Source organism: Staphylococcus sp. FSL W8-0271 (assembly GCF_038006605.1).
Taxonomy (GTDB): domain Bacteria; phylum Bacillota; class Bacilli; order Staphylococcales; family Staphylococcaceae; genus Staphylococcus; species Staphylococcus cohnii.
Genome location: NZ_JBBOVM010000001.1, coordinates 338,968 through 352,916, shown reverse-complemented (window position 1 = coordinate 352,916; position 13,949 = coordinate 338,968). Strand labels below are relative to the sequence as shown.

The 13,949-nt window shown below is 33.1% G+C and carries 13 protein-coding genes; 6 read left to right on the top strand and 7 right to left on the bottom strand.

What is annotated here, in order from left to right; translation table 11 throughout:
- Nucleotides 1-73 precede the first annotated feature (73 nt).
- The gene (locus tag NST87_RS01660; protein ID WP_019469949.1) at nucleotides 74-1,165 is read right to left on the bottom strand and encodes a YkvI family membrane protein; all 1,092 of its coding nucleotides are present in this window, start codon (nucleotides 1,163-1,165) and stop codon (nucleotides 74-76) included.
- Between the two features lie 446 nt (nucleotides 1,166-1,611).
- Between NST87_RS01660 and NST87_RS01655 the strand changes: the two genes are divergently transcribed.
- A complete protein-coding gene (locus NST87_RS01655) occupies nucleotides 1,612-2,082 on the top strand; it encodes a thioesterase family protein (protein ID WP_019469948.1) in 471 nt (156 codons plus the stop codon).
- A gap of 53 nt (nucleotides 2,083-2,135) precedes the next feature.
- On the opposite strand, the gene NST87_RS01650 is transcribed toward NST87_RS01655, so the two are convergent.
- The 3 genes from NST87_RS01650 to NST87_RS01640 are packed head-to-tail and all read right to left on the bottom strand — an operon-like array spanning nucleotide 2,136 to nucleotide 4,645.
- A complete protein-coding gene (locus tag NST87_RS01650; RefSeq protein WP_019468979.1) occupies nucleotides 2,136-2,786 on the bottom strand; it encodes a TetR/AcrR family transcriptional regulator in 651 nt (216 codons plus the stop codon).
- Nucleotides 2,787-2,804: 18 nt separating this feature from the next.
- On the bottom strand, nucleotides 2,805-3,938 hold the full coding sequence (locus tag NST87_RS01645; protein ID WP_019468980.1) for an ABC transporter permease: 1,134 nt from the start codon (nucleotides 3,936-3,938) through the stop codon (nucleotides 2,805-2,807).
- Between the two features lie 2 nt (nucleotides 3,939-3,940).
- Nucleotides 3,941-4,645 carry an ABC transporter ATP-binding protein gene (locus tag NST87_RS01640; RefSeq protein WP_019468981.1) on the bottom strand — a complete coding sequence of 235 codons (705 nt, stop codon included), beginning with the start codon at nucleotides 4,643-4,645 and terminating at the stop codon, nucleotides 3,941-3,943.
- A gap of 162 nt (nucleotides 4,646-4,807) precedes the next feature.
- On the opposite strand from NST87_RS01640, the gene NST87_RS01635 reads away from it, so the two are divergent.
- The 5 genes from NST87_RS01635 to NST87_RS01615 all read left to right on the top strand — a co-directional run bounded on the left by NST87_RS01635 (nucleotide 4,808) and on the right by NST87_RS01615 (nucleotide 9,900).
- A complete protein-coding gene (locus tag NST87_RS01635; protein WP_019468982.1) occupies nucleotides 4,808-5,365 on the top strand; it encodes a TetR/AcrR family transcriptional regulator in 558 nt (185 codons plus the stop codon).
- Between the two features lie 99 nt (nucleotides 5,366-5,464).
- Entirely contained in the window at nucleotides 5,465-6,709 is a 1,245-nt protein-coding gene (locus NST87_RS01630; protein ID WP_019468983.1) for an MFS transporter, read from the top strand.
- A gap of 219 nt (nucleotides 6,710-6,928) precedes the next feature.
- Complete coding sequence (locus NST87_RS01625; RefSeq protein ID WP_019468984.1) at nucleotides 6,929-8,209, top strand: homocysteine synthase; 1,281 nt, start codon at nucleotides 6,929-6,931, stop codon at nucleotides 8,207-8,209.
- Between the two features lie 468 nt (nucleotides 8,210-8,677).
- On the top strand, nucleotides 8,678-9,430 hold the full coding sequence (locus tag NST87_RS01620) for a threonine/serine exporter family protein (protein ID WP_019468985.1): 753 nt from the start codon (nucleotides 8,678-8,680) through the stop codon (nucleotides 9,428-9,430).
- A gap of 11 nt (nucleotides 9,431-9,441) precedes the next feature.
- Nucleotides 9,442-9,900: a threonine/serine exporter family protein gene (locus NST87_RS01615; protein ID WP_019468986.1), complete on the top strand. Its 459-nt coding sequence runs from the start codon at nucleotides 9,442-9,444 to the stop codon at nucleotides 9,898-9,900.
- Nucleotides 9,901-9,998: 98 nt separating this feature from the next.
- Here NST87_RS01615 and NST87_RS01610 read toward each other — a convergent pair whose 3' ends face one another.
- The 3 genes from NST87_RS01610 to NST87_RS01600 all read right to left on the bottom strand — a co-directional run bounded on the left by NST87_RS01610 (nucleotide 9,999) and on the right by NST87_RS01600 (nucleotide 13,903).
- The gene (locus tag NST87_RS01610; protein WP_019468987.1) at nucleotides 9,999-10,895 is read right to left on the bottom strand and encodes an ROK family protein; all 897 of its coding nucleotides are present in this window, start codon (nucleotides 10,893-10,895) and stop codon (nucleotides 9,999-10,001) included.
- A gap of 106 nt (nucleotides 10,896-11,001) precedes the next feature.
- Nucleotides 11,002-11,937: a mannose-6-phosphate isomerase, class I gene (manA, locus tag NST87_RS01605; RefSeq protein ID WP_019468988.1), complete on the bottom strand. Its 936-nt coding sequence runs from the start codon at nucleotides 11,935-11,937 to the stop codon at nucleotides 11,002-11,004.
- Between the two features lie 16 nt (nucleotides 11,938-11,953).
- On the bottom strand, nucleotides 11,954-13,903 hold the full coding sequence (locus NST87_RS01600) for a PTS fructose transporter subunit IIABC (protein WP_340721769.1): 1,950 nt from the start codon (nucleotides 13,901-13,903) through the stop codon (nucleotides 11,954-11,956).
- Nucleotides 13,904-13,949: the final 46 nt, after the last annotated feature.

Genomic DNA, 13,949 nt, shown 5'->3' with positions numbered 1-13,949 from the left:
ATTATTTTTTATACGTACATTTTATCTTAATATTTACGCTATAAAAAATATATAGCTAGTTCTATATGATATTTTACAAATCTTGTAATGATTTACCTTGTTTTTTTATTCTTCTCACCTTAAATGGTGCATAAATTAACACGATTATAATAATGATACCCATATAACCTATTACCGGATAGAAAAATGTCATTAAATCTGTAAACCCTGCAAAACTGATTGCAAAACCGATTAAAGTAAATATCGTATAAAATATTTTAAATTGTTTCGTTTCAATTTCAGTGAAGCGTGTAGCTAATGAATAAAACATACCTAAACATGTATTAAAAATCATTAAATAAATAACAATTGACATAAACACGCCTAAAATAGGTGAAATATCATTAACTAGTCCTAACATTGGTAACGGTAAGTGGCCAACTGTTTCAATCTTTGAAAAAATTGCCAAATGACTAATCATAATCATTAAACCTAAAACAATACCACCGGCCAAACCACCCCATGCAGCAACTTTACTATTTTTCTCATTACCTCCCATAACAATTGACATTGATGCACCTAAGCCTACATTAAGCGAGACATAATTTACACCTGCGATAAACCAATGTGGAACAGCAGATGTATGACTTTTAGCCAATGTATCCAATTCGCTAAACGAACCTGACATCGTAAACAAACAATATATAGCAACGATAACAATACAGATAATCAATAAAGGTGTAATGTTACCAATTACTTTTACAACATTATCCACACGTAACATACCAAATACGAGTACTAATATAACCATAAGTGCAGTACCGTACACAGCAGGTATGCCAAATTGTTGTTCAAAATTTGAGCCTCCGCCTGCAAGCATAACAACACCAAATCCAAATAATGCAATAATGAGCACAATGTCTACTAACCAGGCAATGACCTTGCCAAACATTGTACCACCAGTCAATTTATGTATCACGTCGTTATGTCCTTCAGCCTTAAATATACTGCCTAACCATACTAGCATCATACCTACGTAGGCAAATAACACGGTAGAAACAATGCCCGCGAGTATGCCCACCGTTCCAAAGCTAGTAAAATACTGTAGTATTTCTTGTCCTGAAGCAAATCCTGCACCCACGATAATACCGATGAATGCACTACCAATTAAAAATATCCTTTTCATATAAATCCCCTTCGTTACATTGAATTTCATTTATAAGCATTCGTAAAAGCCTATAATGTCACTTCACTCGCATGCACCTTTGATATTGGCAAGGATGCACAAGTTTCAAATATGTTTGTGAATATAACATACGATTTTCACAGAACCCTAATTCTGTACCCTTTTATCCTTACCAGCCAAACCTTAGTACGATACTGAATTTTGTTTGAATTCAAAATTTCTGTACCTTTTATTTTAAATTTATAAATAATGATATAAACTCAAAATATTCAAAATGCAAGCGTTTACATTTTTATGATAACTTACTTGAATTTGATTATCAATTACACATATTCAATAAGTAATATTGAATTATGTACAAATACAATCAAATTACTAACTTAAACTGTTTAATATTGTTACAATAATATAGGCTACTATTAAATTTATACTTTAGGAGTGATTTTGTGGCAGAGGAATACATTTATAAAAACACCGTGCAACCATCTTGGATAGATAATAATAACCATATGCATGATGCACAATATTATTCCATTTTCAGTGATGTCGTCGTTGGATTTTTCGAATCAGTCGACTTATATGTTTCATATCGACAAACACATGAAATTACTATTTTTAGTTTGGAGGCACACATTTCCTTTTTAAAAGAACTCGTCTTAGATGATGACTTTTACGTTAAAGTACATATTTATGATTATGATGCGAAAAGAGTACATTTATTCCTGACAATGTACAATGATAATGATGAGCGTATTGCTACATATGAAGTGATCATGATAGGCGTTAGTAAAGTTACACGTCGTAGCATGGCATTTCCACAGCCTATTCTAGAGAAAATACAAGCAGCTTTTAATATGCAAAAGCCATTTAATGCGCCATCACAACTAGGTCATGTTATTGGCATACCTAGAAAATAACAAACATAAAAGTAGAACGGAAACTCAGCTTTCTTTTCCGTTCTACTTTTATGTTATTTTGCTGTAAACATGTAGTAAAGACTTTCCTTTGTAAATAATAAATGTTTTTCATATACATCGTCATGTTGATAATTCAAACCAATTAAACAACTAATATTTAAATTGATTGTTTGAGCAATTAAACTGCGTACAAAAAATTCCGCTTCTACATCTCGCATTTCGCCACAACGTATCATCTTATTGATTATTGGCTTTAAATGAGAGACTAAACGCTTATTAAATACTTCTAACAAAACCGACTGAAACATTTTACTTGTCATCGCTTCGTTAAAGAATACCTTTAACAACATTCTATTCTCATAAATAAACTTAGAACGATTGTCTACAAATATGTTTATAAATGATTCCAAGTTGCTTGCGCGATTCAATTCACTTAAGAACTCCTCTGCTACAGTAGGCGCTATGTTATCTTTTATGATAGGCACCAGACCTGCATAGAGTAATGCTTCTTTATTTTTAAACTGTTTATATACTGTACCTTCAGCAACACCTGCCCGCTTAGCAATATCACTTGTACTTGTTTGTTTATAGCCTTTTTCACTAAAAAGTATAAGGGCACTTTCAATCACTAAACGTTGTTTTTCAGTTAAATGCTCTAATTTAGGTACAATTTCTTCCATGATATCTTTAATATTTCGATTCATGTATGATACCACCTATACTTAAACTTTTCTATAACGTTTCATTCCTAAAATATTCAATATTAGTAATACTACAAAAATACCAAATAATACACACAAGTTGATATAAATATCTTGCACGCCAAATCCTTTTATCATCACATCTTGCATAGCTTCTCCGGTATAAAATAATGGCATCAAATGTGCAAAGTATTGTAAGCCTATATTCATCGATGATATTGGAATTAAACCTGCAAATAATACTTGCGGTACGATTACAAGTGGTATAAATTGGATCATTTGAAATTCTGAAGATGCAAATGTAGACAACAGTATACCAAACGTTAAAGCTACGAGTGCTGTTAATACCGTTGTAGCTAGAACTAACCAAATCGATCCCTCAACAGCTATATTTAATACATAAATGGCATAAATAACCACTACAAACGTTTGAATAACACTAAAAATACCATATCCCATAATATAGCCATAAATAATATGGCTTCGCTTAATAGGAGAAGACAATAATCGTTCTAGTGTTCCTGATGTTCTCTCTTTTAATAAACCAATGCCAGAAATTAAAAATGTGAAGAAGAAAACGAAAAATCCTATTAAAATTGGATTAATCGTATCAAAATATGTAGCATCTTTATCCCCATATAAATAATGTGTATTAATTTTTATCGGTTCACGATTCTCGGTCATACTTTGACCTGTATTAGCATTGTCAGGTATTTGCGATTGAACTTGCGCTAATGCTTTTTTTAATGATTTCGTATTTTCTTTCAATTGACTCATATTATGATTGGTTAACCACTTTTGGTTTGTAGAAGCCATGACTCCCTTATCTGTTGGATTATCATTAGCAAAAGTGACTTCTAACTCATGATTTTGCATGAGTATAAACCCAGTTAATTGATCTTCTTTTATTTTATCATCTATATTTTTATGGTCCTTAAAATTTTCAATCGTGATGTCTTGTGATTGTAATTGTTGTTTTAGTGATTCAGGAATATCATGAACACCAACTTTCACACCATTTGAGTTATCTGAAACTGTAAATATATAATAGAATAGCGTTAATGTTAACAACGGCGCTACTAGCAATAACATCAACGTACGTATATCTCTGATTGTTTGTTTGAAAATTCGTTTAGTAATATAAAATGCATTCATATTTAGTCCTCCATTTTCAAAAACACTTCTTCAATTGATACAGCTTGATATTGCGTTTTAATATCTTGTGGTGATCCTATTGCAATAATTTCACCATGATTCATAAGTAATAGTCTGTCACAACGTGTTGCTTCATCTAAAACATGAGTTGTGACTAGAATACTTTTCCCTTCTTTTTTTGCTGCATCCAAATCTTTCCATACCGCTTGTCTAAGTTTAGGATCAATTCCAACAGTTGGTTCATCTAGTATCAATATTTGTGGATCTTGTAGAAAACTAATAGCCAAAGATAACCTACGTTTCATGCCGCCAGAATAGGTCGATACCTTTTTATCTAAGGCCTCTTGTAGTTTCACCATATCACTACATATTTCCACACGTTTCTTGATGTCTTTTCTTTTTTTAATGTATATACTGCCAAAAAATTCTAAGTTTTCTCTCCCCGTCAAATCAGTATAAAGTGCATCACTTTGAGCCATATATCCAACGTCACCTAAAATTTTTCTATCGGGCATTTCAACGTCATCTATCGTTACCCAACCTACATCGATGCGTTCCATACCTAACATACATTGAATTAATGTTGTTTTACCAGTTCCAGATGGACCAATTAAACCGACGATTTCACCCTTTTCAAAAGCAACATTTATATCTTTTAATACTTGTTTATCACCAAAAGATTTACTTAAATTATTCACTTCGATCATCTTCACACCTCATCTCACTAATAGTGAGTGAACACTCACTTTATTGTTATATTATACTTTAATATAACAAATGTAAAATCATAATTTTAGCTTTTTGACATTTTGCTATGTAACTGTTAGTTTGAAGTAGAACGGTCATTCTATTTAGAAAGTGTGAGACGATTGTCACAAAAGCGACAAGATATATTATCAACTGCTGAACGATTATTTTATGAATATGGGTTTCGTGGTATAGGCTTAAAGCAAATTATTCAAGAAGCCAATGTAGCAACTATGACTTTATATAATCATTTTGAGTCCAAAGATAATTTAGTTGAGGCGGTGCTAAAGCAGCGTGAATCTAGATATTGGCATTACTTAGACACTTATGTAGAAAAACAACCACACCAACCTTTTATTTCTGCTGTCAAAGCGCACTGCCAGTGGCTTAATGATCATTCTTATAAGGGTGATATGTTTATGAGGGCTATCGAAGATTATGCGAATACAGATAACGAAATTGAAAATATTGCTAGAGGACATAAACAAAAATTATTAAATTACTTAGAACAACTGGCAAATAATGCTGGTATCGTCAATGGTTTAGATTTAGCAATTCAATTTACATTATTACTTGAAGGTACAACTTCAATGACAGCATTATTAGGTTCTAAAAAAGCGACATCACATGCTATAACTATGGCTGATTTGTTACTTAACGAAGCACATAAAGAAATTTAAATTTTAAACGAGCATGAGCATCTTATTTTGTATACTCATCTCGTATTTTTTTAAAACAAAAATAGAATGAACATTCTATCTAAAAAGGAGACGTTTATAGTGAAATTTTCTAAACTTGTATTTCCTGGCGTAGCCATGATCGCAACAACCTATGGTTTAGGACGTTTTAGTTTTGGTTTGTTTTTACCTGAAGTGACCAATGATTTGCATTTGTCTGCATCACAGTCTGGTATTATTTCCTCATTATTTTATTTATCCTATTGTTTTACAATTATCTTTTCAACATTACAAACTGATAAAATCGGACCTAAACGCATGATTATTTTAGCAGGAATCTCAGTACTCATAGGTTTATTGGGGATAGGTATTTCAACAAATGCAATCATTTTATCCATTGGTGTCATTTTTGCAGGTGCCAGTACTGGGCTCATTTCACCACCCTATGGCTATACCATTTCTTTATGGATTAAAGTGCATGAACAAGGAAAAGCAAATACTTGGATCAATTCTGGTACGAGTATTGGCCTTATGTTTACTGGTATAACAGCAATGTTCACTTTTATAGATTGGCGACAAACTTATTTTATATATGCCATATTGGCACTTGTCGTTTTGCTTTGGAACTATCTAATCATTCCATCATTAAAACAAAACATTACTATTCATACAGGTTCATTTAACATTCGTGATATTTCAGCCAGCACACGTATCATGACTGCCTCTATTTTATTAGGTGTGTCAACTGCCACTTTTTGGACGTTTTCTAAATCGTTTGTTCAAAATACTGGTAATTATTCTGATTTTGGACTTTCATTATTTTGGATTTTGATAGGGCTATTCGGCATGATAGGTGGTATATCTGGTGCAATCATTGATAAGCGAGGACTTCGCTATGCATTTAATTTAGGTGTTATTGCACTTGCCATCGCAACAATTGCCCTTGCTTTCACGCCAAAAATTTGGATCATACCATTTATATCAGCTTCATTATTTGGATTAAGCTATATATTCTTAACTGGTGTACTTTTAGTTTGGGGAATTAAAATATTTGTTAAAAATGCCTCTTTAGGCATCGGCATACCCTTTTTAATGTTAGCTATTGGACAAGTTATTGGGTCTTCATTAGCAGGGTTATTCATTGATATGTTCAATTTTATGTATACATTTATTATTTACGGTTTAATTGGTTTCATCCCTCTACTCATTTATCCTAAAGTCGAAGTTCTAGAAAGCAAACTACCAGATGGAGATTACAGTCAACTACAACAACAAAATGCTGAAATTTTGAATCATGAAAGCATGAACGATACACACGATCAATATGCACATCATCAACATTACTAATGGATGAAATTGCTAGGAAATAATGATCGCAAACTAGAAAAAGAACTTCGCTTATAAACTTCCCCACTGGTTTTGTTATTTGTTAACACTCGTGGGGATAGCTTATTGTTATAACTCTAAACTCAATCCTTACTTTTTTAGTAAGAATACTTGAAAATAAAAAATTGCTCTTGTATAGTATTAATTATCAGAAAATTCAAATATATAGGAGGACAATGTATGTCTCAAAATAATTGGCATTTAGATACTCTATCAATCCATGCCGGTCAAGAAGTAGATGAATTCTCAAAATCACGAGCAGTACCGATTTATCAGACTTCAAGTTACGTATTCGATGATACTGAACATGCAAGAAAACTTTTTTCTTTAGAGGAACCAGGAAACATATATACCAGAATTATGAATCCTACACAAAATGTTTTTGAAGAACGCGTTGCTGCGCTTGAAGGTGGTGTAGGTGCCTTAGCCACAGCTTCTGGACAAGCTGCGATTCACTTGGCTTTGTTAAATATTGTTGAAAGTGGCGATGAGATTGTAGCATCATCAAACCTTTATGGTGGTACCTATAACTTATTTAATGTCACTTTCAAAAAATTAGGTATTAAAGTACACTTTGTTGATCCAAGTGATCCGGAAAATTTCAAAGTTGCCTTAACAGATAAAACCAAAGCAGTATATGCCGAAACGATTGGTAATCCTAGAATAGATGTCTTGGATATTGAAAAAGTTGCTCATATTGCGCATGAACATAAAATACCTTTAATTGTTGATAACACTTTCCCAACTCCTTATTTATTGCGTCCATTTGAATATGGTGCTGATATTGTAATACACTCAGCTACAAAATTTATTGGTGGCCATGGTACTTCCATCGGTGGTGTCATTGTTGATAGTGGTAAATTTAATTGGGATAATGGAAAATTCCCTGGTTTAGTCGAACCGGATCCAAGTTATCATGGTGTTTCATATGCAAATGATGTAGGTGAAGCTGCTTATATTACAAAAGCACGCGTGCAATTATTACGCGATCTTGGTTCTGCTGTATCACCGTTTAATGTACATGAATTTTTAATTGGTTTAGAAACATTGCATCTACGCTTAGAACGACATTCAGAAAATGCACTTAAAGTTGCCCAATATCTAGAAGCACATCCTAAAATTTCCTGGGTAAATTACCCTGGCTTAGAAAGTAATGCATATCATAAACTAGCCGAAAAATATTTACCTAATGGTCAAGGTGCAATTTTAACCTTTGGTGTAGATGGTTCGGTTGAAGATATTGCAAAATTTGTTGAATCTTTAAATTTATTCTCACATTTAGCAAACGTGGGGGATTCAAAATCGTTAATTATTCATCCTGCTAGTACGACTCACTTGCAACTGTCACCTGAAGAACAAAAAGCATCTGGAGTCTTACCAGAATTAGTAAGATTATCAATTGGTACTGAAAACATTGATGATATCATTTCAGATTTAGATCAAGGATTACAAGTATTATAAAAATAAATACGTTGCTTTTAGAACAGAAAACAGAAATCTAAATCATTCCAAACAACTATATCATCTCCTTGAATAAAGGTGATTAACAAATATTTTTTGAACTAAAGCTTATGCAAAGTCCCACTGCCTCAAATAATATGAGAAGTGGGACTTTAATTGCCAATTAAATGTTAAAAGAAATTGGGACAGTTGGTTTTCTTCAACAGCATAATGTCTATTTGTAAAGCATACAAATACAACATTTTTCATGTAAATACTTCTCTTATTTAACTCTTGTAAATCTTTGAACTTCAGTTTGCTAAGCATCCATATTTTAGACACTTCGCGAGGGTGACCTCAGACAACCCGAAGACTAACGTTGTCTATACACACTGTTCTTTCTTCTGTAAATTTAATAAATTCTCTTTGAAATTACATATTAATATTGGGATAATAATAATAATTATTTATCAAGTCGGAGGTACACTTTTGGATAACTACAAAGATAAAGTAACGATGAATGTAATATTGCTTGCTGGTAAAATTTTATTATCATCTGGCGCAGAAGTTTCTCGGGTTGAAGATACAATGAGACGAATAGCCATCTGTATGGGCTATTATAATAGCCAAGGGTATGTCATTAATGTATTTATCAATTTTTCATTAAGTGAAGAACACGATACTCGAATTTTGCGCATTGATAAAAACAGTACTAATTTACTTAAAATATTCCAAGTAAACAACATTTCACGTAAACTCACAGGGAATCAACTTTCTATAGAAGAAGCTTTTGAAGCGTTGAAAAATATTGATAGATCCAATTTAAGTATTCCACTATGGAAAAAAGTGATTGCTGCAGGCATTATTTCGTTAAGTTTTTTATACTTACAAGGTGGGACTTGGTCTGATGCAATTACTACGATTATTGCTGGTGCCATAGGTTTTCTAATCGTTGAATATATGCAAAGTAAATCACTAACCATGTTTATACCTGAATTTGTAGGTTCATTTATTTTAGGTACTATCGTTATATTTGGTTCAGAATTGTTTCAAGTCAATAAATCTTTTGGACCAGCTATGATTGCATCCGTTATGCCGATTGTGCCAGGTGTACTGATAACGACTGCGATACAAGACTTGTTTAGTAGGCACATGTTAATGTTCACAGCAAAATTTTTAGAAGCACTCGTTATTGCCTTTGCAATTGGTTCAGGTATTGCGATCGCTTACTTAATTTTTTAGGAGGTCACATGATGACAATTTTATTTACTTTTTTATGTAGCTTTAGCGCATCATACTTTTTTAATGTGATATATGATGCCCCTAAAAAATTATTTTTTCCAGCTGGATTTGCTGGTTCAATGGGCTATTTTGTCAGCTACATTTTAGAACAATCCTTTGAAATGGATAGTATATATTCCAGTTTGCTTGGCAGCTTAACTTTAGGTTTACTTGCACATATCATGAGCCGTATTTTCAAAGCGCCCGTTGTACTTTTTATGATTCCTGGCATCATTCCACTTGTCCCAGGAAGCATCGCTTTTAGAGCGACACAACAATTGGTTACTTTAAATTTCACAGATGCTACCAATACCTTTATACGAGCAATTTTAATTGCAGGTTCTATTGCATTAGGACTATTACTTTCTGATCAATTATCTAAATCATTAAACATACGAAAATATATTTTAATTAAGCGCAACAGACTATAAATCCACTTCATTATTTTAGTCATCAAAAATAGCGAGCATCTGAAACTGCCATTAAATCACTTCAGGTACTCGCTATTTTTATGAATCAGCAAACTTTTTTATTGTTCATTTACATAATAAAGACCTGTTAGCACATTTGATGCTAAATCACTCACCTTAATATGAAATGGTTTGTTTTGGATCAAATGATGCTTTTGTGCATATGCTTCAATGTTTTCTTTATACGGTAATGCACTTTGTGTAACACCGCCACCAAGAATAATATGATATACATTAAATATATTAAATAAATTCGTACACAGTTGTTGTGTTAGTAACACTACTTCTTCCATCATACAACTGATATTTTCATTTTCTTTATTCATATAGATGTCGATTGCTTCTCTAGTACTTACAGTTCTTTGTAAAATATCGCTCGCTTTACGACTGATTGCTAAGCCTGATAGTTCATTTTCAACACATCCAAACTGATGGCACACTGGACATTGATAATCGCTATTATTTTTAATGATAGTATGACCAATTTCTCCAAAATTACCATCGACGCCTGTAACGAGTTGACCATTTCTTACATAAGCCATCCCTATACCTGTGCTAATTGTTAAGTATATGACATCTTCTACTTCTGATTTTAAATATTGATATTCCGCTAAGATTGCTGCATCAGTATCATTTACGAAATGTGGTTGAAATGCACTTTGCTGCTTTATATAATCACCGGCGTTAAAACCAATATACTTCTGTAGATTAGGCGGATTCAAAAACAATCCTTCTGTATAATCACAAGGTCCTGGCATCGCAATGTTTAACGTGTTTTGTGCTACATCATTATATTTTTTGCTGAATTCATTCGCTATATTAATAATTTTTGTAAATTCTACCTCTGGATGATTGACTTCTGTCTCGAATTTTTGACTATCTATCACTGATAAATCTTGATTTATAAGCCCTACAATGGTTTTCGTACCACCTATATCTGCACATATTTTCAACATATCCATACACTCCATCATTCATATTATTGCTTCGATTATAGATAAAAGAGGTGTAGAATAAATTAATTTGTCTTAACACAAATCAATTCATCTCACCTCTTAAACATTATACATAACTTATGATCATTGTCATATCTCCGTTAAATGCTATGTCATGATCTTCTGTTGTTAATATAAAATGCGTTCCTTTTTCTAGTTTATACACTTCATCATTCGTTTCTACATTACCAGTACCTTCAACAATGGATACAAGACAATACGCACTTGGTTTTTCATAATTTAACATACCATCGATCATCCAACGTTCAACCGTGAAGAAATCATTTGAAACAAATTGCGTATACGTTTGCCCTTGCACTACTTCTTGTTTGGGTGTTGTATTTGGTGAAGTAGCAGCAAGGTTGATCACTGCTTTACTTTGTTCTAAGTGTAACTCTCGTTGGTTACCATTGGTGTCTGTGCGCTCATAATCATAAATTCTGTATGTTGTATCAGAAGATTGTTGTGTTTCTAGTATTAAAATACCTTCACCGATAGCATGTACCGTACCTGCAGGCACATAGAAAAAATCTCCAGCTTTCACTTTAACTTTATGAAATAACTCATCAAATTGTTGTTGGTCTATCATATCATTTAGTTCAGTTTGGTTTTTAGCGTTAACACCATAAATAATTTCAGCATCTTCTTGAGCATCTAAAATATACCAACATTCTGTTTTACCATATTCACCTTCATACTTTTGAGCATAGGCATTATCTGGATGAACTTGTACTGATAATTTATCATTTGCATCTAATATTTTAGTTAACAATGGAAATTTAGCGTTACCTGAGACACCAAAGAGTGCTTTATCTTCATTCCACACTTCTTCTAGCGTCTTACCTTGATACCTTCCGTTTTCTATTATATTTGTACCATTTGGATGTGCCGAAATTGCCCAACATTCTCCTATATACTCACTTGGAATTTGATAATCAAATCTTTTTAGAGCAGTTCCACCCCATATACGTTCTTGAAATACGGGTTTTAAAAATAATGGCATTGCATGATACCTCCACTTAAATATCTTTTAATATATTATAAATCTGTTTACTATTTGTTGCATTTATTAAATTTTGTCTAGTCTCATCATCCATCAAAGTTCTCGATAATCTTTGTAATAATTTAAGATGTGTGTCACTACTATCACTTGGTACAGTAATTAAGAATATCAATTGAGGTAATGTTCCATCTAAACTTTCCCATTTCACGCCTTGCTTATTATTCATAACTGCAACAATTGGCGCTTTAACCGCATCTGATTTTGCATGCGGAATGGCTACGTTCATCCCAATAGCTGTCGTTGATTCCATCTCTCTCTTTAAGACATCAGATTTTAATTGTGATTGATCTGTAATATAACCTTGTTCATTTAAATATTCTATTAATTGATCTATCGCTTCATCTCTGGATAAAGTTTGTTCTGAAATATGAATGACTTCTTCACTAAATACACTTTGTTCTTCTAATGCTTGATTATCCGTCATAGATGCATTATTTTTTGCTGTTTCATCTTCATTTTCTGATTGATCCATACCCATTTCAATATTGTTCGTATCAACTGCAAGTGATGGTGTTTGTCTTCTTAAGATTAAAACTACACTCATTGTAACGATACTGCCAATGATTACTGCTATAAAGAACCACAATATTTGATCAATACCGCCCAGCACTGCAACAATTGGACCACCGTGCGCAACTCTGTCACCTACACCACCAATTGCAGCAATTACAGCAGCTACCATCGCACCAATCATATTGGATGGTATAATTCTAAACGGATCTTGTGCGGCAAATGGTATAGCACCTTCCGTAATACCGAACAATCCCATGGTAAATGATGCCTTACCCATTTCAATTTCGCCTTTATTAAACTTACGCTTATTAATAAATGTAGCCAATCCTAAACCAATAGGGGGTGTACATACCGCAACTGCAACCATTCCCATAACAGCATAGTTGCCTTCTGCGATTAAAGCTGAACCAAATAAAAATGCTACTTTATTTACTGGACCACCCATATCAAAAGCAATCATTGCCCCAACAATTAATGCTAAAATAACAATGTTTGTCCCTTGCATACTCTTTAACCAAGTTGTTAAACCTTCGAAAATGCTCGCAATTGGTGCGCCAATCAAGAATATAAAAATTAATCCGACAATCAATGAAGAGATGATTGGAATAATAATAATTGGCATAATAGGTGCCATCGCTTTAGGTACTTTAATATTTTTTATCCATTTTGCAATATAGCCTGCGATAAATCCTGCAACAATACCACCTAAAAAGCCTGCTCCTGCATCACTGCCATAAAAGCTACCGTCAGCTGCGATTGCGCCACCAATCATACCAGGTACTAAACCAGGTTTGTCTGCAATACTAACTGCGATATACCCAGCTAATATTGGAACCATAAAACTAAATGCTAGAGAACCAATATTTTCAATAGATTTCCAAAAAGAATCATCTGGTATAACTAAACCTTTCGATGAAGCCTCCCCACCTAAAGTTAAGGCAATGGCCATCAATAAACCACCAACTACAATGAAAGGCACCATAAATGATACCCCATTCATTAAATGTTGATAGACCATTTGCATCCCACTTTTTTGATCTTGTTCATCATCTTTTTGATTCGTATCCTCGTTACGATCATGATGAATATGTCCATCTTTATCAATAATACGTTGAATTAATTCTTTCGGTTTATGAATACCTTCACGAACACTTTCATTTATGATTAATTTCCCATCAAAACGTGACAAATCTACTTGTCTATCTGCTGCAATGATAATGCCATCCGCTTCTTTAATTTCTTTTGATGTTAAAACATTTTCTGCCCCAACGCCACCTTGAGTTTCTACTTTTATATCTACGCCCATTTCTTGAGCAGCTTGTTCCAACTTTTCTTGTGCCATATAAGTATGCGCTATACCGTTTGGACACGATGTAATCGCTAATATTTTCATCATTTCATCCTCCTCACTTTTAATTGTAAACGCTTTCTAAAATAGT

What these genes read in the sequence shown, in the direction of transcription:
- NST87_RS01660 (WP_019469949.1), bottom strand. Translation starts at nt 1,165, where the DNA reads ATGAAAAGGATATTTTTAATTGGTAGTGCATTCATCGGTATTATCGTG.
- NST87_RS01650 (WP_019468979.1), bottom strand. Translation starts at nt 2,786, where the DNA reads ATGAATCGAAATATTAAAGATATCATGGAAGAAATTGTACCTAAATTA.
- NST87_RS01645 (WP_019468980.1), bottom strand. Translation starts at nt 3,938, where the DNA reads ATGAATGCATTTTATATTACTAAACGAATTTTCAAACAAACAATCAGA.
- NST87_RS01640 (WP_019468981.1), bottom strand. Translation starts at nt 4,645, where the DNA reads ATGATCGAAGTGAATAATTTAAGTAAATCTTTTGGTGATAAACAAGTA.
- NST87_RS01625 (WP_019468984.1), top strand. Translation starts at nt 6,929, where the DNA reads ATGTCTCAAAATAATTGGCATTTAGATACTCTATCAATCCATGCCGGT.
- NST87_RS01615 (WP_019468986.1), top strand. Translation starts at nt 9,442, where the DNA reads ATGACAATTTTATTTACTTTTTTATGTAGCTTTAGCGCATCATACTTT.
- NST87_RS01610 (WP_019468987.1), bottom strand. Translation starts at nt 10,895, where the DNA reads ATGTTGAAAATATGTGCAGATATAGGTGGTACGAAAACCATTGTAGGG.
- manA (WP_019468988.1), bottom strand. Translation starts at nt 11,937, where the DNA reads ATGCCATTATTTTTAAAACCCGTATTTCAAGAACGTATATGGGGTGGA.
- NST87_RS01600 (WP_340721769.1), bottom strand. Translation starts at nt 13,903, where the DNA reads ATGAAAATATTAGCGATTACATCGTGTCCAAACGGTATAGCGCATACT.